Annotated in this window: 20 protein-coding genes; 16 read left to right on the forward strand and 4 right to left on the reverse strand. The window is 67.5% G+C overall.

Going from position 1 to position 24,490, the window contains the following annotated elements; genetic code table 11:
- From nuoF to BPODLACK_RS13040, 12 genes are all read left to right on the forward strand, one after another.
- Window positions 1-1,450 (forward strand): NADH-quinone oxidoreductase subunit NuoF (nuoF, locus tag BPODLACK_RS12985; RefSeq protein ID WP_236577667.1); only part of this gene is annotated, 1,450 nt, incomplete at its 5' end.
- On the forward strand, window positions 1,447-3,879 hold the full coding sequence (locus BPODLACK_RS12990; RefSeq protein WP_024498750.1) for an NADH-quinone oxidoreductase subunit G: 2,433 nt from the start codon (window positions 1,447-1,449) through the stop codon (window positions 3,877-3,879). The genes nuoF and BPODLACK_RS12990, both read left to right, overlap by 4 nt.
- Window positions 3,876-5,216: an NADH-quinone oxidoreductase subunit NuoH gene (nuoH, locus tag BPODLACK_RS12995; protein ID WP_006435195.1), complete on the forward strand. Its 1,341-nt coding sequence runs from the start codon at window positions 3,876-3,878 to the stop codon at window positions 5,214-5,216. Before BPODLACK_RS12990 ends, nuoH begins: the two co-directional genes overlap by 4 nt.
- Window positions 5,209-5,778: an NADH-quinone oxidoreductase subunit NuoI gene (gene nuoI, locus BPODLACK_RS13000; RefSeq protein ID WP_006435196.1), complete on the forward strand. Its 570-nt coding sequence runs from the start codon at window positions 5,209-5,211 to the stop codon at window positions 5,776-5,778. Before nuoH ends, nuoI begins: the two co-directional genes overlap by 8 nt.
- Window positions 5,775-6,590 (forward strand): NADH-quinone oxidoreductase subunit J, encoded by an 816-nt coding sequence (locus tag BPODLACK_RS13005; protein WP_024498751.1) that lies wholly within the window; start codon window positions 5,775-5,777, stop codon window positions 6,588-6,590. The genes nuoI and BPODLACK_RS13005 overlap by 4 nt, the downstream gene beginning before the upstream one ends.
- Window positions 6,587-6,886 (forward strand): NADH-quinone oxidoreductase subunit NuoK, encoded by a 300-nt coding sequence (gene nuoK / locus BPODLACK_RS13010; protein ID WP_005200546.1) that lies wholly within the window; start codon window positions 6,587-6,589, stop codon window positions 6,884-6,886. Before BPODLACK_RS13005 ends, nuoK begins: the two co-directional genes overlap by 4 nt.
- Window positions 6,887-6,896: 10 nt before the next feature.
- On the forward strand, window positions 6,897-8,810 hold the full coding sequence (gene nuoL, locus BPODLACK_RS13015; RefSeq protein ID WP_006435198.1) for an NADH-quinone oxidoreductase subunit L: 1,914 nt from the start codon (window positions 6,897-6,899) through the stop codon (window positions 8,808-8,810).
- The gene (locus BPODLACK_RS13020; RefSeq protein WP_024498752.1) at window positions 8,807-10,456 is read left to right on the forward strand and encodes an NADH-quinone oxidoreductase subunit M; all 1,650 of its coding nucleotides are present in this window, start codon (window positions 8,807-8,809) and stop codon (window positions 10,454-10,456) included. The genes nuoL and BPODLACK_RS13020 overlap by 4 nt, the downstream gene beginning before the upstream one ends.
- A complete protein-coding gene (nuoN, locus tag BPODLACK_RS13025; protein ID WP_024498753.1) occupies window positions 10,453-12,225 on the forward strand; it encodes an NADH-quinone oxidoreductase subunit NuoN in 1,773 nt (590 codons plus the stop codon). Before BPODLACK_RS13020 ends, nuoN begins: the two co-directional genes overlap by 4 nt.
- 111 nt (window positions 12,226-12,336) lie before the next feature.
- Window positions 12,337-13,218: a LysR family transcriptional regulator gene (locus BPODLACK_RS13030; RefSeq protein WP_024498754.1), complete on the forward strand. Its 882-nt coding sequence runs from the start codon at window positions 12,337-12,339 to the stop codon at window positions 13,216-13,218.
- Window positions 13,215-14,144 carry a serine hydrolase gene (locus BPODLACK_RS13035; RefSeq protein ID WP_006435202.1) on the forward strand — a complete coding sequence of 310 codons (930 nt, stop codon included), beginning with the start codon at window positions 13,215-13,217 and terminating at the stop codon, window positions 14,142-14,144. The genes BPODLACK_RS13030 and BPODLACK_RS13035 overlap by 4 nt, the downstream gene beginning before the upstream one ends.
- 89 nt (window positions 14,145-14,233) lie before the next feature.
- Window positions 14,234-16,015, forward strand: coding sequence for a penicillin-binding transpeptidase domain-containing protein (locus BPODLACK_RS13040; RefSeq protein WP_006435203.1), 1,782 nt, complete (start codon window positions 14,234-14,236; stop codon window positions 16,013-16,015).
- Here the strand turns inward: BPODLACK_RS13040 and BPODLACK_RS13045 are convergent.
- Window positions 16,001-17,635, reverse strand: coding sequence for an alpha/beta hydrolase (locus BPODLACK_RS13045; protein ID WP_024498755.1), 1,635 nt, complete (start codon window positions 17,633-17,635; stop codon window positions 16,001-16,003). The two genes, BPODLACK_RS13040 and BPODLACK_RS13045, sit on opposite strands and share 15 nt — an antisense overlap.
- Before the next feature lie 52 nt (window positions 17,636-17,687).
- Window positions 17,688-18,239: an LppA family lipoprotein gene (locus BPODLACK_RS13050; protein ID WP_232513049.1), complete on the reverse strand. Its 552-nt coding sequence runs from the start codon at window positions 18,237-18,239 to the stop codon at window positions 17,688-17,690.
- A 507-nt stretch (window positions 18,240-18,746) separates the two neighbouring features.
- On the opposite strand from BPODLACK_RS13050, the gene BPODLACK_RS13055 reads away from it, so the two are divergent.
- From BPODLACK_RS13055 to BPODLACK_RS13065, 3 genes are all read left to right on the forward strand, one after another.
- Window positions 18,747-18,971 (forward strand): amphi-Trp domain-containing protein, encoded by a 225-nt coding sequence (locus BPODLACK_RS13055; protein ID WP_006435207.1) that lies wholly within the window; start codon window positions 18,747-18,749, stop codon window positions 18,969-18,971.
- A 347-nt stretch (window positions 18,972-19,318) separates the two neighbouring features.
- Complete coding sequence (locus tag BPODLACK_RS13060; RefSeq protein WP_024498756.1) at window positions 19,319-20,923, forward strand: MFS transporter; 1,605 nt, start codon at window positions 19,319-19,321, stop codon at window positions 20,921-20,923.
- Window positions 20,920-21,741 carry a universal stress protein gene (locus BPODLACK_RS13065; protein WP_024498757.1) on the forward strand — a complete coding sequence of 274 codons (822 nt, stop codon included), beginning with the start codon at window positions 20,920-20,922 and terminating at the stop codon, window positions 21,739-21,741. The genes BPODLACK_RS13060 and BPODLACK_RS13065 overlap by 4 nt, the downstream gene beginning before the upstream one ends.
- A gap of 92 nt (window positions 21,742-21,833) precedes the next feature.
- Here the strand turns inward: BPODLACK_RS13065 and BPODLACK_RS13070 are convergent, their stop codons facing one another.
- Window positions 21,834-22,541: a YoaK family protein gene (locus tag BPODLACK_RS13070; protein WP_006435210.1), complete on the reverse strand. Its 708-nt coding sequence runs from the start codon at window positions 22,539-22,541 to the stop codon at window positions 21,834-21,836.
- Window positions 22,542-22,754: 213 nt separating this feature from the next.
- Here BPODLACK_RS13070 and BPODLACK_RS13075 point away from each other — a divergent pair, with 213 nt between their 5' ends.
- The gene (locus BPODLACK_RS13075; protein WP_006435211.1) at window positions 22,755-23,453 is read left to right on the forward strand and encodes a GNAT family N-acetyltransferase; all 699 of its coding nucleotides are present in this window, start codon (window positions 22,755-22,757) and stop codon (window positions 23,451-23,453) included.
- Between the two features lie 47 nt (window positions 23,454-23,500).
- Here BPODLACK_RS13075 and BPODLACK_RS13080 read toward each other — a convergent pair whose 3' ends face one another.
- Window positions 23,501-24,460: a hypothetical protein gene (locus BPODLACK_RS13080; RefSeq protein WP_024498759.1), complete on the reverse strand. Its 960-nt coding sequence runs from the start codon at window positions 24,458-24,460 to the stop codon at window positions 23,501-23,503.
- Between the last annotated feature and the right edge of the window lie 30 nt (window positions 24,461-24,490).

The following is a 24,490-nucleotide window of genomic DNA, read 5'->3' on the forward strand; positions in this document are numbered from 1 at the left end:
GCCACCCCCGCCGGTTGAGCCGGCACCGAGCGCAACGAAGCCACCCCCGCCGGTTGAGCCGGCACCGAGCGCAGCGAGGAGCCGCGTCGAAACCCCCGAACCACCCGAACCCGATCCGCCGGAAACCCCGGTCCTGTCCCGCCACTGGGACGAGCCCGAGTCCTGGTCCCTGGCGAATCATCTGCGCCACAACGGCTACCGCGGCCTGCGTACCGCGCTCGACACCCCGCCCGCCGACGTCATCGAGATGGTCAAGGCCTCCGGCCTCCGGGGACGCGGGGGTGCCGGATTCCCGGTCGGGATGAAGTGGTCGTTCATCCCCCAAGAAGAATCTCCCGACGCCGAACCGTCGATTCCGCACTACCTCGTGGTCAACGCCGACGAATCCGAACCCGGCACCTGCAAGGACATGCCGCTCATGCTCTTGACGCCGCACACCCTGATCGAGGGGGTGATCATCGCGGCGTATGCCATCCGCGCGCATCATGCGTTCATCTACGTCCGCGGGGAGGTCGCCTCGGTTCTGCGGCGGCTTCGCACCGCGGTCGACGAGGCATACGCCGCCGGCTATCTCGGCACCGACATCCTGGGATCGGGCTTCGACCTGGAGCTCGTCGTGCACGCCGGCGCCGGCGCCTACATCTGCGGTGAGGAGACGGCTCTCCTCGACTCGCTCGAAGGCCGTCGCGGCCAACCACGCCTGCGCCCGCCGTTCCCGGCGGTCGCCGGTCTGTACGCCAGTCCGACCGTGGTCAACAATGTGGAATCCATTGCGAGCGTGCCGTCCATCATCCGTAACGGCGTCGACTGGTTCCGCTCGATGGGTACCGAGAAGTCCCCTGGTTTCACCCTGTACTCGCTGTCCGGCCATGTCACGCATCCGGGCCAGTACGAGGCACCGCTCGGTATCACCCTGCGGCAGCTCCTCGAACGCGCCGGCGGCGTACGCGCCGGACACGAACTCAAGTTCTGGACCCCGGGCGGGTCGTCGACGCCGCTCCTCACGCCGGAGCATCTCGACGTCCCCCTCGACTACGAGGGAGTCGGTGCCGCGGGCTCCATGCTGGGCACCAAGGCTCTTCAGATCTTCGACGAGACGACATGTGTCGTCGGCGCGGTCCTGCGCTGGACCGAGTTCTACGCGCACGAGTCGTGCGGAAAGTGCACACCGTGCCGCGAGGGCACGTACTGGCTGGTGCAACTACTTCACCGGCTCGAGCACGAGGGCGGCACCACCGCCGATCTCGACACCCTCGCCGACGTCACCAACAGCGTCGTCGGAAAGTCGTTCTGCGCGCTCGGCGACGGCGCGGGCAGCCCGATCGTGTCCTCGCTGAAGTACTTCCGTGAGGAGTACCTCGCTCATCTCGACCACGGTTGCCCGTTCGACCACTCGTTGTCGACGGTCTTCGACTCACCGGGCGGCAACCCGACGGGAGGTGTCCGATGACCCTCACACACGGTAGCGATCCGACGACCGGGGCAGACCTCGTCGGGATCACCATCGACGGGCACGAGGTCCGGGTTCCGAAGGGCACCTTGCTGATCCGCGCCGCCGAACAGATCGGCATCACCATCCCCCGCTTCTGCGACCACCCGCTGCTCGACCCGGTCGGCGCCTGCCGCCAGTGCCTCGTCGAGGTCGAGGGTCAGCGAAAGCCGCTGGCGTCGTGCACGACAACGGCCACCGACGGGATGGTCGTCCGGACGCAGCTCAGTTCCCAGATCGCCGCCGATGCCCAGCGGGGCGTGATGGAACTGCTGCTGATCAACCATCCGCTCGACTGCCCGGTGTGCGACAAGGGCGGCGAGTGCCCACTGCAGAACCAGGCCATGTCGGCCGGCCGCAGCGAGTCCCGGTTCGACGGCGTCAAGCGCACGTTCACCAAGCCGGTCCCGCTGTCGTCCGAGGTCCTGCTCGACCGCGAACGATGTGTGCTGTGCGCCCGGTGCACGCGGTTCTCGATACAGATCGCGGGCGACCCGCTCATCGAGCTGGCGGATCGCGGTGCGCTGCAACAGGTCAGCATCTACGAGGACCAACCGTTCGACTCGTACTTCTCCGGCAACACCGTGCAGATCTGCCCGGTCGGCGCGCTGACCGGTGCGCAGTACCGGTTCCGTGCAAGGCCTTTCGACCTGGTCTCGACACCGAGCGTCTGCGAGCACTGTGCGAGCGGATGCGCCCAGCGCACCGATCACCGGCGCGGCCAGGTGCTCCGCCGCCTCGCCGGCGACGACCCCGAGGTCAATTCCGAGTGGAACTGCGACAAGGGGCGATGGGCGTTCGCGTATGCGACCGCGGCCGACCGTCTGACCTCTCCCCTGATCCGCGACCGGCACGGCGAACTTCGGGAGGCGTCGTGGGCCGACGCGATCCGTGTTGCTGCGGAGGGGCTCTCGGCGACCATCGGAAACGTGGGTGTCCTGACCGGCGGACGTCTCACCGTCGAGGACGCCTACGCCTACTCACGTTTCGCCCGCACGGTCCTGAAGTCCGACGACATCGACTTCCGTGCACGCGTCCACAGCACCGAGGAGGCGTCCTTCCTCGCGAGCCGGGTCGCGGGGCGCGGGCTCGAGACCACCTACGACGACCTGTCCGCCGCCCCGGCGGTACTCCTCGTCGGTGTCGAACCCGAGGAGGAATCCCCGATCGTCTTCCTCCGGCTGCGCCGGGCGGTGCGGACCGACCGGCTGCGGGTGGCCACCGTGGCGCCGTACGCGAGCCGCGGAGCACAGAAGCTCGACGCGCGACTGTTCGCCACGAAGCCCGGTGCCGAGGCGGAGATCCTCACCTCGGCCGAGGTCGCCGACCATCTCCGCGAGCCCGGATCGGTGATCGTCGCCGGTGAGCGGCTCGCCGCCGCTCCGGGTGGGTTGCGGGCGGCTGCCGATCTCGCGGACCGCACCGGCGCCCGCATCGCCTGGATTCCCCGACGGGCCGGCGAACGCGGTGCACTCGAGGTCGGCGCCATGGCCGGGCTGCTGCCGGGCGGTCGACCGATCACGGACCGCAGTGCACGCGAATCGGTGTCGGCTGTCTGGGGGCCCGGCATCCCGACGCATCCCGGTCGGGACACCACCGGCATCCTCGACGCGGCCCGGTATCACGGACTGTCACTGGTCGTCGCCGGTGTCGACCTCGAGGATCTCCCCGACCCGGCGGCCGCGAACGAAGCCCTCACCGCCGCACCGTTCGTCGTGAGTCTCGAACAGCGACTTTCGACGGTGACGCCGCACGCCGATGTGGTGTTCCCGGTCGCGGCGGTGGCCGAGAAGGAAGGTACCTTCGTCGACTGGGAAGGCAGGCCGCGCAGCTTCACCGCCGCGCTCACCGAGTCGGGGCACATCCCCGAACACCGGGTCCTGGACGCCCTGGCCCGGCGTCTCGGCGTCGAACTGCGCTGCGACGGGCCTCAGACCATCCACCTGGACCTGCGCCGGATCGGGGCGTGGTCGGGTGACCGCTCGCCCGTCGTCGCTCATGAACGTCCGCTGCGCGCACCCGAATCCGGTCAGGCCGTGCTGGCGACCTGGCACATGCTGCTCGATCTCGGTCGTCTGCAGGACGGTGAACCGCACCTCGCCGGGACCGCGCGTCCACCGGTCGCGCGCATGTCGGCGAGGACCGCCGCCGAAGCCGGTGTCGCGGTCGGCGGGCGGGTCCGGGTCAGCACCGCCGACGGGGAGATCGCGCTGCCCGTCGAATACGCCGACATGCCCGACCGGGTGGTCTGGGTCCCGCTCAACTCGCCCGGATCGCGTGTCCACGCGGACCTGCGGGCACAGGCGGGCGATCTCGTCGCCTTGTCGCCTGCCTCGGCGGCCGACGTCGCCGGAGGCGTCCCGATGAACACAGCCGGAGGCGTCCGATGAACACGCTCACGCTCGCCATCGACTACCCCGACCTCACCGATTTCGGCCACGACCCCATCTGGCTCATCGTCGTCAAGGCCGTCGCCGTGTTCGCCTTCCTGGTCGTCAACCCGCTGGTCGCGATCCTGCTCGAACGCAAGATCATGGCGCGCATGCAAACCCGGATCGGACCCAACCGCGTCGGACCCCGCGGGATTCTCCAGAGCCTGGCCGACGGCGTGAAACTCGCGCTGAAGGAGGGCATCATCCCGACCGGCGTGGACAAGGTGATCTACCTCCTCGCACCGATCATCGCGGTCGTACCGGCGGTCATGGCGTTCGCGGTGATCCCGTTCGGACCGATGGTCTCGGTGTTCGGCCACGAAACCCCCTTGCAGCTCACCGATCTGCCCGTCGGGGTGCTCTATGTCCTCGCCGTCACATCGGTCGGCGTCTACGGCATCGTGCTGGCCGGCTGGTCGTCGGGCTCCACCTATCCACTGCTCGGCGGGCTGCGGTCCACCGCCCAGGTGATCTCCTACGAGATCGCGATGGGACTCACGTTCGCGGCGGTGTTCCTCGACGCCGGGACGATGTCGACGTCCGGGATCGTCGCGGCGCAGGAACACCACTGGTACTTCCTGCTGCTGCTCCCGTCCTTCGTGATCTACGCGATCTCGATGGTCGGCGAGACCAACCGCGCCCCGTTCGACCTGCCCGAGGCCGAGGGCGAGCTGGTGGGCGGCTTCCACACCGAGTACTCGTCGCTGAAGTTCGCCATGTTCATGCTTGCCGAGTACATCAACATGGTGACGGTCTCGGCCCTCGCCACCACGATGTTCCTGGGCGGCTGGCAGGCCCCGTGGCCGCTGAGTGCCTTCGACTGGGCGAACTCCGGATGGTGGCCCGTCCTCTGGTTCACCATCAAGGTCTGGGCGTTCCTGTTCGTGTTCATCTGGCTCCGAACCAGCCTGCCGCGGTTGCGGTACGACCAGTTCATGAACCTGGGCTGGAAGGTGCTCATCCCGATCTCGCTCGCCTGGGTGATGGTCGTGGCGATCATCCGCGCCTTCGTCGGCGGCGACAACGCCGAACTCATCCGGGCCCTCATCTCGGCGGGCGCCGGTCTCGTGGTGACCGGCCTCATCGCCTATGCGATCTGGCGGATGATGCGGGTACCGGAGGTGCCGGAGACGGCCGCCGAACCCGAACGTCCGGCAGCATTCGACGCCATGGCCGGCGGGTTCCCGATCCCGCCGATGCCCGCACCGGACTCGAGATCGCAGCCGGTCCGCACCGATCCCGATCTGCCCCTTCCCGCCGATCAGACGCCGAGCAGGGAGACCACCGATGCCTGATTTCCTCAAGCCCGTCAGTGGATTACGCGTCACCTTCGGTGGCATGTTCCAGCCGAGCATCACCGAACAGTATCCCGAGGAGAAACGACCGACCGCACCTCGCTATCACGGTCGCCACCAACTCAATCGGCACCCCGACGGACTGGAGAAGTGCATCGGGTGTGAGTTGTGCGCCTGGGCGTGTCCGGCCGACGCCATCTATGTCGAGGGGGCCGACAACACACCAGACGAGCGGTATTCGCCCGGTGAGCGATACGGGCGGGTCTACCAGATCAACTATCTGCGGTGTATCGGCTGCGGACTCTGCATCGAGGCGTGTCCGACGCGTGCGCTCACGATGACCAACGACTACGAACTCGCCGACGACAACCGCGCCGACCTCATCTACGAGAAGGACCGGCTGCTGGCGCCGCTGCAACCGGGCGTCGAACCGCCGCCGCACGCCATGGCACCGGGATCGACCGAGGAGAACTACTACCGGGGTGAGATCACCTCCGACGGCCGGCTGACCCCGTTGCCGACTCCGACTGTGCGCGAGGGTGCACGGGAGCCGCGGCCATGACGCCCGGATCGATGACGACGCTTCTCGCCGACGAACTGGTCCGCACCTCGACCGGGGAGGCCGTGCAGTTCTGGGTACTCGGCGTCGTCGCGGTGGTCGGCGCACTGGGTGTCGTGTTCGCCACCAAGGCCGTGTATTCGGCGATCTTCCTGGCCACCACGATGATCGTTCTCGCGGTCTTCTACGTGGCCCAGGGCGCACTGTTCCTCGGGGTCGTGCAGGTGGTCGTCTACACCGGCGCGGTGATGATGCTGTTCCTGTTCGTGCTCATGCTCATCGGCGTCGATTCATCGGACTCACTCAAAGAGACCCTGCGAGGGCAGCGCGTGGCCGCGTCCCTCGTCGGACTCGGCTTCGGTGTGCTCCTGATCGCGGGGATCGGCAACGCAACCATCGCGGTCACCACCGGCGCGACCGCGCCCGGCGCACTTGATACTGACAGCAACTACGGCATCGAGGCGATCGCCGAACTGATCTTCGTCCGTTATCTGTGGGCCTTCGAACTGACCGGCGCCCTGCTCATCGCCGCCACCCTCGGCGCGATGGTCTTGGCCCACCGGGAGCGGTTCGGTCCGCGCCTGACCCAGAAAGAGCTGTCGCAGGCCCGGTTCCGTAGCGGCGTCAACCTCACGCCCCTGCCGAGTCCCGGTGTCTACGCCCGCCACAACGCGGTCGACGTCCCGGCGCGACTCCCCGACGGGAGTCCCTCCGACCTCTCGGTGAACGCCATCCTGGCCGCACGCACGTTGCGGCAGAAGAACTCGAAGGGTCCGAAGAATCCCGAGGGCCAGAATCCCCGGGGGCGCGCATGAACCCGGAGAACTACCTCTACCTCTCGGCACTGCTGTTCACCATCGGCGCTGCCGGGGTCCTGCTGCGACGCAACGCGATCGTCGTGTTCATGTGCATCGAGCTGATGCTCAACGCCGCCAATCTCGCCTTCGTCACGTTCGCTCGGATGAACCAGTCCTTCGACGGGCAGGTGATCGCCTTCTTCACGATGGTGGTCGCCGCAGCCGAGGTGGTCGTCGGGCTCGCCATCATCATGACCATCTTCCGATCGCGCCGCTCGGCGTCGGTCGACGACGCGGATCTGCTCAAGCGGTAGAGGAGGATTGGTGAACGCCGAACTGACCGCGTCACTGCTCTGGTTGGTCCCCGCGCTCCCGCTCGCCGGTGCGGTGATCCTTCTCCTCGGCGGTCGTGCCACCGATCGCTGGGGTCATCTGCTCGGTACCGCCGCGGCGATCGCGTCGTTCGTGGTCGGACTGGTGATGTTCGCCGGGATGGTGTCCCGCCCGGCCGACGACCGCGGGGTGACCGACACACTGTTCCGCTGGGTGCCGGTCGGAGACTTGCAGGTGGACTTCGGTTTCCGCCTCGATCAGCTGTCCATGTGCTTCGTCCTCCTGATCACCGGTGTCGGGTCGCTGATCCACGTCTACTCGATCGGCTACATGTCCGACGACCCCGACCGCCGACGATTCTTCGGCTACCTCAACCTGTTTCTCGCGGCGATGCTCGTCCTCGTCCTCGCCGACAACTATCTCGGCCTGTATCTCGGCTGGGAGGGTGTGGGCCTGGCATCGTATCTGCTGATCGGCTTCTGGCAGTACAAGCCGACCGCGGCGACCGCGGCGAAGAAGGCCTTCGTGGTCAACCGCGTCGGCGACATCGGACTCGCCGTCGCACTGATGATCATGTTCGCCACCTTCGGATCGGTCGCGTTCACCGCGGTCTTCGACGGCGCTCCCCAGGCCGGCGAAGGAACCCTCACCGCACTGGGTTTCGTGCTCCTGCTCGCGGCGTGCGGCAAGTCTGCTCAGGTACCGCTGCAGTCGTGGCTCGGCGACGCGATGGAAGGTCCGACCCCGGTGTCCGCGCTGATCCACGCGGCGACGATGGTGACCGCCGGCGTGTATCTGATCGTGCGCTCGGGTCCGATCTTCGACCTGGCACCCGTCGCACAGGTCGGTGTCGTGGTGGTCGGATCGGTGACGCTGCTGTTCGGTGCGATCATCGGCTGCGCCAAGGACGACATCAAGAAGGCGCTCGCGGCGTCGACGATGAGCCAGATCGGGTACATGGTCCTGGCCGCCGGACTCGGTCCGGCCGGCTATGCGTTCGCCATCCTGCACCTTCTCACGCACGGCTTCTTCAAGGCCGGCCTGTTCCTCGGTGCCGGATCGGTGATGCACGGGATGAACGACGAGACCGACATGCGACGCTACGGCGGACTCCGCAAGCTCATGCCGATCACCTTCGTCACCTTCGGCGTCGGCTATCTCGCGATCATCGGAGTCCCGCCGTTCGCGGGCTTCTACTCCAAGGACCACATCATCGAGGCCGCGTTCGGGGAAGGCGGCGCGAAGGGGCTGATCCTCGGTGGTGCAGCGCTTCTCGGGGCGGGTATCACCGCGTTCTACATGACCCGCGTGATGCTCCTGACGTTCTTCGGGGAGAAGCGGTGGCACGACGGCACGGATGCCGCTGTCCCGCATCCGCACGAGTCGCCCAGGGTGATGACCGGACCGATGGTTCTGATCGCACTGGGTTCGGTGGCCTCCGGCGGGCTGCTCGCGATCGGCGGGTCGCTCGAGCACTGGCTGGAACCGGTGGTCGGCGAACACACGGCTCATCATCTGATCCCGGTGTGGGCGATGACCGCGATCATCCTCGTCGTCGTCGCGGTCGGCGTCGCGATCGCCTACCGGCAGTACGCCACCCGGCCGGTGCTCGTCCTCGCACCCGAGGACGTGTCGGTGCTGACGGTCGCGGCACGGCATGATCTGTACGGCGACACGATCAACGAAGAGCTGCTGATGCGTCCCGGACAGCGCGTCACCGCCGGCCTGGTCGCCGTGGAGTCCGACGGCGTCGACGGTCTGACGAGTGGCGTCGGCGTTGCCGTGACCCGCACGTCGCGTCGAATACGCAGGTGGCAGAACGGTTATGTGCGGTCCTACGCGCTGTCGATGTTCGCCGGGACGACCCTGATCGTCGCGCTCGTGATGGCGGTGAACGTGCTGTGAACATCCCCTGGCTGACGATCCTCTGGTTCGCACCCGCGGTGGGCGCGGCCCTCGTTCTCGCGATACCCGCTAGCCGTCCCGCGGCGGCTCGATGGTTCGCCTTCGCCATCACGCTCGGAGTCCTCGTCGTGGCCGTCGGCCTCGCGATCGGATTCGATCCGGCCGGTGAGCGATACCAGTTCACCGAAGACGTGAGCTGGATTCCGGCGCTGGGAACCCGATACGCGTTGGGGCTCGACGGGATCGGCCTGGTCCTGATCCTGTTGACGGCCGCACTCCTGCCCCTGCTCCTGCTCGCCGGCTGGCACGACGCCGAATCCGCCGGGTCGCTGGACCATTCGGGCGGACGCGCCCAGAAGGGTCCGCACATCTACCTCGCACTGCTCCTCGCCACCGAGGCGATGGTGCTGATGAGCTTTGTCGCGCTGGACATCCTGCTCTTCTACATCTTCTTCGAGGCCATGCTCATCCCGATGTACTTCCTCATCGGCGGCTTCGGCACCGGACCCAACCGCTCCGGCGCGGCGGTGAAGTTCCTGTTGTACAACCTGTTCGGCGGTCTGCTCCTGCTCGCCGCCGTGATCGGCGTGTACGTCGTCTCCGCACAGAACAGCGTCGGGGCTGATGGCGGCGGGACTTTCGCGCTCGGCGACATCGTGGCCGCGGTGTCGAGCGGCCAGATCGACGACACCACCGGCCTCGCGAAGTTGCTGTTCCTCGGTTTCATGTTCGCGTTCGCGGTGAAGGCCCCGCTGTGGCCTCTGCATTCGTGGCTTCCCGATGCTGCGGTCGCGGCCACCCCGACGTCGGCGGTGCTGATGATGGCCGTCATCGACAAGGTCGGGACCTTCGCGATGCTGCGGTTCTGCCTGCAACTGTTCCCGGATGCGAGCCGGTACTTCGCGCCACTGATCTGCGGACTCGCGGTCGTCAGCATCGTCTACGGTGCGATCCTGGCCATCGGCCAGACCGACGTCATGCGCCTGATCGCCTACACCTCCATCTCGCACTTCGGTTTCATCATCCTGGGCATCTTCGTGATGACCGATCAGGGACAGACCGGTTCGGCGCTGTACATGGTCAACCACGGACTCTCCACCGCCGCCCTGTTCCTCATCGCCGGGTTCCTGGTGTCGCGCCGCGGCAGTCGGCTGATCGCCGACTACGGCGGGGTCCAGAAGGTCGCCCCCGTCCTCGCCGGCACCTTCCTCGTCGCGGGCCTGGCAACCCTGTCGCTACCCGGCCTCGCCCCGTTCATCAGCGAGTTCCTGGTCCTCATCGGCACATTCACGCGCTACCCGGTGGCGGCGGTCCTCGCATCATCCGCGCTGGTGCTCTCCGCGATCTACATCCTGTGGACCTATCAGCGCATGATGGGCGGCCCCCCGAAGCCCGACGACGTGCGGGTGTCGTCGATACGCGACCTCGCCGGCCGCGAGCTGGCCGTCGTCGTACCGCTCCTCGCGCTACTCATCGCCCTGGGGGTCTATCCCAAGCCGATGATCGACCTGATCGATCCCGCGGTGCAGAGCACGCTCACCACGGTCGGGGTCACCGATCCCGCACCCGCGGTGGCGGACCCGGTCCCGATCCCGGCCCACGACCGGCCTGAGGGCCCCACCACCGATGCGGAGGCCCACCGATGAGTCCGTCCGTCGTTGCGCTGAGTTCGACGCCGCTGGCCGCGATCGAGACCCCGAGCGTCGAGTACGCGGCCCTGTCGCCCATGTTGATCGTGTTCGGCGCAGGTGTCATCGGGGTCCTGGTAGAGGCCTTCGCTCCGCGCAGGCTGAGGTACCCACTGCAACTCGGGCTTTCGCTGGGCGGACTCGTCGTCGCGCTCGCTGCGCTCGCCACCGTGACGGCCGCACAGACAGCGGACGGCTCGAACGGACAGTTCGCGATGTCGGGGGCCGTCGTTCTGGACCGCCCGACCCTGTATCTGCAGGGACTCCTGCTGATCATCGCGATCATCGCGGTCGGGTTCATCGCCGAACGTCGGCTCGAGCGGGTCGTCGCGCCGGTCACCATGCGTACCCTGGCCGGCGCCGCGGTCACCGACGATCAGTCCGGCAGAGCAGGATTCAACGGCGGGGGCGTCGACGCGGACATGTTCACCCCGTCCGGCGCCTCGGTCCCGAACACCGACGCCGAGTTCGAGGCGACTCGTGCCGGGGCGGTGACGACCGAGGTGTTCCCGCTGGCACTGCTGGCGGTCGGCGGCATGATGCTGTTCCCGGCGTGCGGTGATCTGCTCACCATGTTCATCGCGCTGGAGGTCTTCTCGCTGCCGCTCTACCTGTTGTGCGGGCTGGCTCGGCGTCGTCGGCTGATCTCGCAGGAAGCATCTCTGAAGTACTTCCTGCTGGGCGCCTTCTCGTCGGCCTTCTTCCTGTTCGGTGCAGCATTCGTCTACGGGGCGACCGGCTCGTTGAACCTGTCGACGATCGGTGCGTCGATCACCGACGTCGCCGGTACCGGTGGCGACACGACGCTGGCGCTGATCGGTTTGGCGATGCTCGCGGTCGGACTGTTGTTCAAAGTCGGTGCGGTGCCGTTCCATTCGTGGATTCCCGATGTCTATCAGGGGGCCCCGACCCCGGTCACCGCGTTCATGGCATCGGCCACCAAGGTCGCGGCGTTCGGTGCGCTCCTCCGGGTCTTCTACGTCGGTTTCGGGGCGCTGCGCGACCAGTGGGAACCGGCGCTGTGGGCGGTGGCGATCGCGTCGATGGTCATCGCCTCGGTGATGGCCGTGACCCAGAACGACATCAAGCGGATGCTCGCCTACTCGTCGATCGCACACACCGGGTTCATCTTGCTCGGCCTGATCGCCTTCGACGATGCCGGGCTCGGCGCGACGCTCTTCTATCTGGCCGCCTACGCCTTCACGACCCTCGGCGCCTTCGCGACCGTGGCGGTGATCCGCGAACCCGACGCGGACACGAGCACGTCGGCGCGCACGGCCGCGGTCCACGGCACCGCCGCGACCGTCCGCAATCCTCATCTGTCCGGGCGTGAGGCGACCGATCTCACCCAGTGGTCGGGTCTGGGCCGACGGTATCCCTTGGTCGGCGCCATGTTCGCGGTCTACCTGCTGTCCTTCGCCGGCATCCCGCTCACGAGCGGCTTCATCGCCAAGTTCGACGTCTTCGCCGCGGCCGCCGGCAGCGGTGGCGGCGTTCTCGTGGTGATCGGTGTGATCAGCAGCGCGATCGCCGCCTACGTCTACATCCGCATCATCGTGGCCATGTTCTTCGACGATGTCCCCACCGGCGATGCCCCGCACGTCGTGAAGCCCAGCATCCTCACCACCACCGGCATCGCGGTCTGCACGCTGGCCACCGTCGTGCTCGGCATCTTCCCGCAACCGCTGCTCGACCTCGCCGACGCGGCCGCGACCTTCCTGCGCTGACCCGCAAACCCACCCCTTTTCAGCATTTCCACCCCCCTGCGAGGGGGTGGAAATCTCCATCCGTGGTGGGTTTGTGGAGCAGGTCGACGATGCCGTGCCATCCTGGAAGCCGTGGATCTCGTCAGGCACCTGCGGTTCTTCGTCGCCGTCGCCGAGGAGGGCCACTTCGGGGACGCGGCCGCCCGGTTGGAGATGACGCAGCCACCGGTGTCGCAGGGGCTGCGCCGCCTGGAGAGGGAACTCGGGGTTCAGCTCATCCGGCGCACCTCCCGCGGTGCGGAACTCACCGACGCCGGTCGCGACCTGTTACCCCGGGCACGACTCCTCATCGACGACGCGGCGCGGTTCCTGGGCGAAGCCCGACGCCTTCACGAGGGTTCTGAGGTACTGCGTTGGGGTGCAGTACCTCTCGCGGGGAGCGCGGCCGTCGCCGCTGTCGCACAACGCCTCGGCGACGTGTCGTCCGGTCAGGAGATGGTGAGTGCCGCGGCGGTGAGTCTGATCGAGCAGGTGTCGGCGGGCACGCTCGACCTGGCCATCGTCGACGCGCCCTGCGTCACCGGCACTCTCACCACCGGCCCGGTCGTCGTGTTCCGACGCCACGTCGTCGTGCCGGCCCGTCATCCGGTCACCACCGCAGCACGTCCCCGGTTGCGCCACCTTGCGGGCCTGGACTTCTGCCACCCGCCGCGCGCCGCGAATCCGCCGGCTCATGACCAGCTGATCGACCGCCTCCGCGAGTCCGGACTCGATCCAAGAATCCTGGCCGTCTCGTCCTCCGAGCACCTGGTGGCCGCGGTCGCCGGTGGCGGAGCCTTCGGCCTGACCGTTGACCCGGAACGTCTCGCGTCGCTCGACGGCGTTCGGTGTCTCCCCATCGGGCGCGACGCCACGGCGCTGCGACTCCGGGTCGTCTACCGGGAATCCGCACTCGCCGAGGTCGCGGACGTGTCAACGGCGGCACTGTGGAAGATCAGCAAGGCCGCCGGGTGAACCCAGAACCAGCTGAGCTGCCCCTACACGTGCGGAAGCGGGTCGACCGCGACGTCACGGAGACCCTCGCCGACGCCGGCTGTTCCGGCTGGATACATGCGACGACGATCGGTTCCCCACGGATCGGATACTCCTTCGACGCCGACGCTCCGGTCGTCCTGGCCTCGGTGTACAAGCTCGCTCTACTGATCTCGTTGTGCCGCAGCGCAGATCGCGGTGACATCGACCTGACCTCGTCGGTGACGGTCGACCCGACACAATGGGCACAGGGTCCGACCGGACTGGCCGCGTTGCGCGATCCGATCACACTGAGCCGGCGAGACCTCGCCACCTCGATGATGACCGTCTCCGACAACGTCGCCGCCGACGTCATCCTCGACGAGATCGGACTCGACCGCGTACGCGAGGACCTTGCAACGCTCGGTGTCGCGAACACCCGGATCGTCGGCGGAGTCGCAGAGCTACACCAGCGTCTCCAGCGGGAAACCGGGACAAGCACGGTGGCAGAGGCTTTCGCCGCGCTCGCAGACCCGGATGACGACACGTCGGTCAGCGCCTACGACGCCGCGTACTCCAGTTCGTCCACGCCTCGGGACTGCACGACGCTGCTGTCCGCGGTCTGGACCGACCACGCGGCGTCGAACGAGATGTGTGCGTTCATCAGGGACACCATGCGTCGTCAAGTGTTCACCTCGCGCCTCGCGTCTGGATTTCCGTTCCGACGGGTCACCGTTGCGGGCAAGACGGGCACCCTGGTCGCGATCCGCAACGAGATCGGCGTCGTCGAGTTCCCCGGTGAGTTGCCGGTCGCCGTCGCGGTCTTCACGTCGAGTGCACGGTCTGAGCCCGCACTGCCGCACGTGGACCGGGCCATCGGTGAGGTCGCCCGGACGGTCGTCACGGAGCTCCGCACTCCCGCTGAGTAGCGCGGCAACCTGCCCCGATAGCGTTTCGCTATGGCGTCATCGCGCGTCGTGACCTTGCGTGGGGAGGCTCGGGTCGGTTGTCTGGCCACATGCGTCGGTTGTTGGTGATCCTGAGTGTTCTCGCGGTGCTGGTCGGCACGTTGTCGGGGTGTTTCCTGTCGAAGGACTCGCCGGAGGACACGTTGCAGTCGTTCGCGGACGCACTGCAGCGAGGAGATGTCGACGCGGCCGCCGGGCTCACCGACGACCCGACGACGGCTCGCACGACGATCCGGTCGATCTTCGACGGTATGGGCTCCACCCCGAAACTGTCGGTCGCCGCCGACCTCGTCGACGACAAGAAGGTCACCGGAACGCTCGACCATCAGTGGCAGATCCGAAACACCAATACGGCCTACCAGACGTCGGTCGTTCTCGCCGAGACGGATTCGGGCTGGCGCGTCCGGTGGCAACCATCGGTCATGCACCGGCAACTCCGCGCGGGACAGTCCTTCTCGTACAGCGACGACCGCGCCTACCGCACACCGGTTCTCGATACCAATGCGCGCCCGCTGATGACGTGGCAGCCGGTGACGTTGATCAGTCTCGAACGGGCACAACTCGCTTCGGCCGAGACGTTGGCCCGTGCGCTGCGACCGGTCGAACCGTCGATGACGGCGGCCGGGATCCGCAAGCTCTTCGACGGCAACAACGCCCCGCGTCAGACCGTGATCAGGCTGCGTGAAGCAGATCTCGAACGTGTCCGGCGCAGCGTCGAGTCGACCGCCGGCGTGACGAACACCGAGCAGGGTGCGCTCCTCAGTGCCACCAGGGACCTCCATTCGCCCGCGATGTCGGGACTCGAGGACATCTGGCGTGGCGCGATCGACGCCACGGCCGGCTGGTCGATCCAGATCGTCGACAACGACGGCACTCCAACGCATCTCGTGGACTCCGCGCAACCGGGCACCACGCCGCCGATACGCACCTCCATCGACCGAGACATCCAGACCCGGGCACAACGCGCCGTCGACGGTGAACGACGTCCCGCGATGATCGTCGCCATCTCCCCGTCGACCGGCGGGATCGTCGCCGTCGCCCAGAACGACGCCGCCGACAGGTCCGGCGCGGTCTCCCTCACCGGCTTGTACCCGCCGGGATCGACCTTCAAGACCATCACCACCGCAGCGGCATTGGCCGCCGGGGTGGTGCAGCCGACGTCGCAGGTTCCCTGTCCCGGGCGCACGACGATCGAGGGACGAACCATCCCCAACGAGGACGACTTCGACCTCGGAACCGTCGCGCTGCCAACAGCTTTCTCCCGCTCGTGCAACACGACCATGGGAGCTCTCGCGAACAGACTCCCCGCCGACGGGTTGACCACGATGGCCCGCCGATTCGGCATCGGCGCCGACTACACGGTCCCGGGCCTGACCACCGTCACCGGACGAGTGCCCGTGGCCGACACCCCTGCCCTGCGCGTGGAGAACGGAATCGGTCAGGGCACGGTGACCGTCAGCCCGTTCGGTCTGGCGCTGGCCGAAGCGAGTCTCGCGCGGGGTGAGACCGTCACGCCCACGCTGGTCGAGGGACAGCGCACCACCGGCGACACCGAACCCGAACAGATTCCCGACGACGTGGTCCGTGCACTGCGAAGCATGATGCGCGACACCGTGACCCGCGGTACCGCCACCGCGTTGCAGGACATCCCCGACCTGGGCGGCAAGACCGGCACCGCCGAGTACGGTGACAACAAGAACCCACACGGGTGGTTCGCCGGTATCGTCGGCGACCTCGCCTTCGCGACGCTCGTCGTCGGCGGCGGGTCGTCGGCGCCCGCCGTGCAGGTCAGCGGCGAGTTCCTGCGTCCGCTGCGGTCATTCGGCGGATAGGCCGGCCAGTATCCGGGCCATCAGATAGCCGGACACGCGTAGCTCACCGTTGTTCCCGTCGCGGGGATAGTCGGCATGCCCGAATGCGCCTTGCCGCTCCACACCGTCGGCGGTGGTTCGATCGTCGACTTCGAGTTGCACGAGGTCGGTCGAGGTTGGCCGCGGACCGTTGGGGCCGACGGGCCCGAGGGACTGACCGTACGAGATGCTGTCGCTCTCGCCCTGCATGACGAACCCGTGACCGTCCTCGAGCCCCAGCTCGGGTTCGTCGTTCGCCTCGAATCCCGGAGAGCCGTAGAAAACGGCATCGTCGACCGGATGTCCGCCGGGGGTCTGCAGCGCCAGTCCTTGCGTCAGCGACCCGTAGGAGTGCCCGAGTGCGACGATGTGCGGGTCCGCCTTGTTCGACGTCGCATCGATCGCACGGTAGAAGTTCGCCAGTTCCGGCGCACCGTCGCTCGCCCGATCCTGTTGCGCCACTTCCAGCCACGACCATCCGGACGGACGGCTGCCGTCGGAGTCCGGCGGTTCGAAATCGAGCCACGAGACGGTGGCGACCCTCTCGTGTCCGCGTCCGGCGCGCTGGAGCTCGTCGAGCGTTTCGTCGCGCAGAGCTGCCGACTCACCCAGCATGGATCCGAAGCTGTTCCGGATGTTCGTGTTCAGTCCCGGCGTCGTGACCGAGACATGGTCGGCATCATCGGGATTGCCGATGGAGATCGCCGCCTTGCCCTGCTCCCCGGAGAACATGTCCATCACCAGCAGCATCCGACCATTCAGATTCGACGGGCTCCACTCGTTGTCGGCCATCAACTCCTGCAGCGTCTGCACATCCCGGATCTTCTTCCCGACCTGTTCGAGTTCGGCGTCCTCGTTGGTGAAGAGGCCGCCGAACCTGATCTGCCTCGTGAGCTGATCCCGACGATCCTCGAGCTGTCTCAGCACGTCGTCGAGCCGGGCGACGTTCGCAGCATGTCTGATCGGCGACGGGATGCCGTCGACGTTGCCCAGCAGATCCGGTCGGTCGCGTAACAGCTCCTGCTGTTGCTCGGGAGCCAGCGCGTCCCAGTAGGCATTCACCTCGTCGGGCGACTTGCCCGCCGGCGGTTCGAGAGGGGTGAGCCCGCCCTGTCCAGCCCCCGCCTTCGTCGCCTCTTCCATGCTCCCGGCATCGTTCGCGGTGATCTTGCCGTCGCGGATGGCGTCGAACACCCGCGCGGCATCGGCGTCGACATCGGTTGCCTGGGTGATGAGTGCCTTCACCGCGGTCTCCAGTGCCTTCCGCAGGTCCTCCCGCGCTTCGTCGTCCTCCGGGTCGGGTGTCGGTGCGGCGGTCACGGACCCGTCGTCGTGGATGGTCATCGACGCATCCGCGGCCTGCACCCGTAGACCGGCGAGTCGGCCTTGGAGGTGTTTGACCGCCGAGGAGGTCTCGACGGCGAGCTGCCGGGCCGCACCGAGGACTGCGGCTTCGTCGCGGAGGTCATCGACCGTGACCGCGTACAGCTGTCGGGCGGCGTCGGCCGCATCGCCGAACCAGCCCGGCAGCTCGCCGGCTGTCCGTAGCGCACCCTCGATCTCGCCGACGGTCGTCACGCGTTTCGCGAGGGAGTCGGCCATCGTGTCGAGCGCGCCGGTGTCCCAGGCGTCGATTCGGGCAAGATCCGTGGAGTCAGCCCGGCGACGAGGCGTTCGATCCGTCCGCGGCCGGCGGAGTCACCGCTTCCGCGGGGCCGGCGGGGAGCCTGCACGGCGTCCGGATCGACAGTAGCGCTGCCTCGAAGGTGCCGAACTTGACGGAACCGTTCTCGTCGTCGGAGAACCGGACCTCTCGGTCACCCGGCTGATTTCGTGTCCACGTCTCGTTCGTCAACCCCGCCGCGGCAGCGGCAGAACGCACGATCTCCACGGCTCGGGGCCACTGCTCTTCGCTGATCGGCACCGGGGATGTCCGACGGTCGAGCTGGACGGTCCTGCCGTCGGTCTCCAGCCACTCGCCCGAGCAGGGGTTCCGGTAGTCCGGGAACAGGTTGTCCGGCGGATTGGTCGATTCGAACCTCACGCCGGGCGCGATCACCTCGACCTGCTCGACGATCGCCTCCCGCATGGCGCGGAAATCATCCAGGGTCGCTTCCAGGCTCGGTAGCCCGCGAAGCTGCCCGTTCAACTCCGCCACTCTCGCCGCGGACACGTCGTCCGACGGTCCGAACGTCGCTTCGTCCACCGCGGAGCACCCCCCTCCACACAGAACGGCCGCGAGTACCACCGCAACCCATCCCGCACGCATCACGTAACCCCCGACCGGCTCTGCGGGTAGCCTGCTACCTGCACCAGAAACATACTTCAACGCACGGGGGTGCCGGTATGTCTGCTCACGAGTCAGAGGTCGATCCCGAAGTTCTGTGGCACTCCGCCCGAACCATCACGACGACCGCCGACCTTGCGGAGACCCATCTCAAGAGCAGCGATGCGGCGGTGGCCTCGTGCGGTCGCGGCTGGTCGACCATGGCGTCCGCGGGCTTTCGACGAGTTCGTGGACCGCTCGGACCGATTCACCAGAGACCTGTTGCAGAAGCTCGCGGACCTCGAGCAGAGCACCCGGGCTGCAGCCGCACAGTACGAACGCACCGACGCCGCCAGTGGTCGGGAGATCGCCGCGACCGCTGGAGATTCCCGTCTTTTGAACCTCTGAACCTTGACCGCCGGCGTGTCATCGGCTCAGATGAAACGCATGGGCGACGAACTGTTCGAGCACAAGACCAAGACCACGCTGACCCGCGAAGAAGCGGCCCAGCGGCTTCGCGACCTCGCCGATGCGATCGCCCGGCACAATGAGGTGTCGTTCGTCGCCAACAACAAGACCGTGCGAATCGACGTCCCCCCGCAGGTCAAGCTCAAGGTCGAGTTCGAGCGCGGCGAGAAGGAATCCGAGATCGAGATCGAGATCTCCTGGTAGCCCCGCTCCCGACCGCCGATGCCCGGTCGGATTCGGTCCAGTCCTCGGTGATGCCTCTCGCCGATCGGCTCGACGACGCCAGTACCCACACCGCGCCGCCCAACGCGTAATCGTCGACCTGCGCGCTCGCGTCGAGGAGCGTCGAACCGACCCGCTCGGAGTCGGCGATCCTCGTCGTCAGAACAAATGCCCCGCGACTGAGGCGTCGAACACAGCAGGAACAATCCCGCTTAGTTGCGTGTTACAACCTTCACGTCTGCCTTTAGTTGCAGCTTTCAACAATTTGCCGTCCACGTGCGCGAACATCGCCGGCAGCACGCGGACGCGTACCGCGGAGGTATCAGAGGATGAGCGCACCCGCCGCCGGGCCGGTGGAGGTCGAGGACATCCCGATGACCCATCGCCAGCGAATCGAGGCACTGGTCGGCCTCCTGCTGGGGATGTTCGTCGCCTTCCTGTCCTCGACCATCGTCTCCAATGCACTGCCGACGATCATCACCGATCTGCACGGCACACAGAACCAGTACACCTGGGTGGTCGTCGCGACCCTCCTGGCGTCGACCGCCACCACCCCGATCTGGGGCAAGTTCGCGGATCTGGTGAGCAAGAAGCTGCTGGTGCAGATGTCACTGGCCCTGTTCACCATCGGATCCGTCCTCGCCGGGACCTCGCAGTCCGTCGACATGCTCATCGGGTTCCGTGTGATCCAGGGTCTGGGTCTGGGCGGTTTGCAGGCGTTGGTCGTCATCGTGGTGGCAACCATGTTCAGCCCGCGTGAGCGCGGTCGCTACCAGGGTCCGATGGCCGCGGTGATGTCGGTCGCCACGGTTGCTGGTCCGCTGATCGGCGGGCTGATAGTCGACACCAGTTGGCTCGGCTGGCGCTGGACCTTCTACGTCTGCGTGCCGCTCGCCGTCGCGGCACTGCTGGTCATCCAGCGCACGCTGAACCTCCCCGTGATCCGCAAGAAGGTCAGCATCGACTACGGCGGCGCTGTCCTCATCGCCGCGGGTGTCAGCATTCTGCTGATCTGGGTGACCCTCGCCGGGAAGAGCTTCGACTGGGCGTCGGCGGCGTCCTACGCACTCGTCGCGCTGGGGCTGGTGCTGCTGGCGGCCGCGGTGTTCGTCGAGTCGCGGGTGAGCAGCCCCATCATCCCGTTGCATCTGTTCCGCGATCGCACGACGACGCTGGCCACGCTGGCAAGCGTCGCCGTCGGTGTCGCCCTCTTCGGTGGTGCGGTGTTCCTGGGTCAGTACTTCCAGGTCGCCCGCGGCTACTCGCCGACCGCGGCGGGCCTGCTCACACTCCCGATGATCATCGGCTCGATGGTCTCGGCGACCATCTCCGGACAGATGATCACCCGCTTCGGACGCTGGAAGGTCTACCTAGTCGCCGGTGCGGCGCTGATGACGGTCGGCTTCGGACTGCTGGCCACGATCGACGCGCACACCGACATGAGGATTCTGGGTGTGTACCTGTTCGTCCTCGGTATCGGTATGGGTATGACGATGCAGAACCTGGTGCTGGCGGTCCAGAACAACGTCAGCCCCGCGAACCTGGGTGCGGCCACCTCGACCGTCACGTTCTTCCGTTCGCTCGGCGGCGCGTCGGGTGTGTCGGTGCTGGGTGCGGTCCTGTCCAGCCATGTCTCCGACCTCATCGCGCAGGGGCTGAGTGCAGTCGGCATCAACGCCGGGCAGACCGGCGGCTCGCAGGCCGGCTTGTCGAACCTGAACGAGTTGCCCGGCCCGATCGCCGATATCGTCCGCGGCGCGTACGGTGACGGCACGGCCCGCATCTTCCTGGTCGCCGGAATCATGGCGGCGCTCAGCCTCGTCGCCATCTGTTTCATCATGGAGGTCGCCCTCAAGACGATGAGCAGCGATGAGGAGCGCCGGGCCGAGGCCGCCGCGGCCGCACTGACCACAGAGGACACCAGTCCGCGATGAAGACGATCGCGGTCGGGCTCGACCACAGCCAGGAGTCGGAAGCCGCCGCACGATGGGGTGCGGCGGCTGCCGTCCGTCGCGGCGGGCGGCTGCTGCTCGTCCACGGATACGCTCCTGCGGGCGCCGCACAGGGCCTGGCCGAGTTCGACATCGAGAACATTCGCGATGCCGCGCTCGCCCGGGCGGACGCGGTCGCGAATTCCCTTCGCGCCGACCATTTGCAGCTACGGGTGGACACGCTCGTCAGGCCAGAGCTCCCGGTCCCGTTGCTGCTGCAGGTGTCGGAGCACGTGGACCTGCTGGTCCTGGGGCACCACCGCGCGAACTGGCTGGAACGACTCACCTCCGGAAGCGTCAGTGCGATTCTCACCGCACGGTCGAAATGCCCCGTCGTCACCGTGCCTTTCGGCAATGTGTGCTTCGACGGCCCGGTCGTCGTGGCGGTCGACGTCGACGCGCCGTCGGATCAGGCCATCAAGACCGCCTTCGAGCGGGCACGCGACATCGGCCAGCGGGTGACCATCATCTGTGCAATACCCGACGACGCTGCGCCAGAACAGGTCTCCGATGCGTACGCGCGCGCCGACACCCTCCTGGACCCGTGGCGGCGGCAGTACCCGGACTGCCCCGTCAACGTTCAGCTCGTCAACGGCGATCCCCATCGCTCGCTCGCCGAAGCCGTGCCGCAGGCGTCACTTTTGGTGATCACCCGACCGCGCGCCGGTACCGCCTTCCCGGTCTGGACCACCTCGGTGACCCGCGCCGCCCATCACGCGGCGCGACACCCGATCGCGGTGGTCGATCACTCCGCGTCCTGACTTCCGAGAGTTCGGATCAGCCCACCTGCGGAGGCACTCCGCCGGGATCAGGTTGCGTTTATGCCCGCGACCCGGGACAGAACGCAACCTGATCAGACGCCCGCCTGCTCACCAGCACCTGCCGACGCAAGCACGTATCCGCACACCACGACGACCGCGCTGATGACCGCGGCGACCGCGAACACCGACCACAGCGCGACCTTGACCAGCAGCGCTCCGACCAAGGCGCCCAACAGGATTGACACGATGGCCGCGGATCGACGGTTCACGATCGTCGCGCGACCGGGCCGTGCGAACATGTCGATCGCCCATGCGGTGATCGTCGACGTCACGACGACGGTCGTCACGTCGGCGACACCGATGTTGCGCGCCGCCGCAGCCTGCATGCCCATCGCGCACGCGGTCATCCCGACGGCGAACATCGCTGCCACATGCTCCGTCGACTGTGCCCAGATGATGACCGCGGTACCGGCGACCAGCGACGCCGACACCGCAAGCACAGCGGTCAACCGCGGACTCCACCCACGCCGATCCGACCGTAGGAACAGGCTCGCCAACCCGGCGCCGAGGATGAACGCGACGAGGGCGAGCGCCACGGAGAACACCGGCAGTCCGTCGGCGCCGGCAGCACCCATCCCGAGGATCAGGACGTTCCCGGTCATGTTCCCCAGGAACACGGTGTCGAGACCGAGGAAACCGCCGGCGTCGACGACGCCGGTCGCGAACGTCAGCACGAGCATCAACGCGAGGTCTCGGGCCGCTTCCCGGTCAGCGCCGGGGGAACTGTCACTCGTGGTCAAGCGCGGCTCCTTCGGCCCTGGATCTCGCCGTCGACGCACGGCAGATCGTCGTGACCAGCACTGTTCGGTCGCTCCGATCGTAAGGCGGCGAGCAGCCGGATGTCCGGCGAGTCCGGTTCCCGCGTGTGCGTTTACATCCCGAGCGCTCGCGGTCATCGTGGTCGGCGCACGGCCGGGTATCGTCGTCGTGTGGTCGGAAGCGTCGACGAATCCATGAGCGGTACAGAGCGTTCCGGCCACCGGCAGCTCGGCAACCCGGCACGTGCTGCCCTCACCGGCCCCCATGCGCGGTTCGCCGAACGTGTCGGCACCGCGCTGCGGTACCACCCCGATGTCTGCCCGATGGCGGCCCTGCCGGACGACCCGACCCCCGGCGACTGGGCCGACGCCGCCCGACTGGTCGGCCCCGGCGGTTCTCTCTTCATCCCCGTCGTCGCCGACGCCCCACCGGCGGAATGGCAGACGACCATGCGTCGACCCGGGGTGCAGATGATCGACGCAGGCGTGTCCGCGGAACCCGACGCCGAGGCGGTCCCCCTGGCCGCGGGCGACGTACCGGAGATGATCGACCTCGTCCGGCGCACACGTCCCGGACCGTTCCGTCCGCGCACCATTGAGATGGGCACCTACCTCGGCATCCGGCGCGGTGGGCGGCTCGTCGCGATGGGTGGCGAACGACTCGCCCTACCGGGTTACACCGAGATCAGCGCGGTCTGCACCGATCCCGCGCACCGCGGCGAAGGACTTGCGTCACGACTGGTTCTCGCCCTCGCCCACGGCATTCGACAGCGTGGCGCCACCCCGATACTTCACGCGGACGCGACCAACGTGAACGCCATCCGCCTGTACGAGCAACTGGGTTTCGAGATCCGCGCGGAAGTGCTGTTCCAGGTGATGCTGGCCCCTTCGTGACGTGCGCTCCGCAAGCTCCGGGCACTCCTCAGGGAGCAGGTGACGCGCTACGCGGCATCACTTTGTTTCAGCGACTTCGCCAGCGGCGCGATCTCGTCCAGGTAGATCGCGGCCAGAACACCGGACTCGTCGGCGAGGTTGCGCACGCGGTCACTCTCCGCGCGGTCCCGTTCCGCGTCGACCACGTGCTCGAATTCGTCTATGGCACTGACCCGCTCGAGCCAGGACTGCTTGTCCTGACGCTGTTGGATGCGGGCGACGATCTGCTCGTACTCGGCGAATGCCTCGACCCGCGCGACGAGGCCGTCAAGCCGACCGGACAGCAGCCTCGACTTCTCCGCGAACGTCGCGATCACCTCGTCGTCGACGCCGAGATGTCCCGCGGGCGCGTCACCGAGGATGGCCAGCTGGTCGCGCAGCCCGGCCGCTGCGGTCGTGATCGCGGTGGCCTCTCCGACCAGGTCGACGCGCACGGAATGCCGGTCGAAGAAGTCCAGCTTCCACGCCGGATAACGGCTGACGCTGTCGGCGACGAGCGCCGTGGTCCAGACGATCTTCCCGATGCGATCCTTGTTGAGTTGTGCGAGTTCGGTCCAGTCCCCGAGCCGGTCGCGAGGTTCCGCCTGGCCCGCCTCGTCCGGATCGGAGTTGCCCGGACTCCGGTTGTGCCAGAGATCGAGAGCAAGGACGAGGTAGTCGTTCGCGCCACCCGCCGGGCTGCGGGTCCACTGCCCCTCGATTCGGCGCTGTACCGACTGACACGACGCCCACCGCGTGGCCTGGGCCAACCGCAGCTCGTCGGCGAGTTCGCCCAGTGCATCGGTCGACGGTCGAACAGCGACGTGCGACGCCTCGACCGGGGAGTCGTTCCGCTCGGCTCGACGCCGCGCGCGGTCGTCTCTCATCCCGGTGAACATCGCCGAGAACGCGCCGACGGCCAACGACATCAGCAGGACGAGAGCCACCACGACCACCACCACGAAGACGGCCCCGGCGACGAACATCATGCTTCCAGTGAACCACTCGGCGACGCTTAC

The sequence above is a fragment of the Gordonia sp. YY1 genome (assembly GCF_009872315.1).
GTDB classification, from domain to species: domain Bacteria; phylum Actinomycetota; class Actinomycetes; order Mycobacteriales; family Mycobacteriaceae; genus Gordonia; species Gordonia amicalis.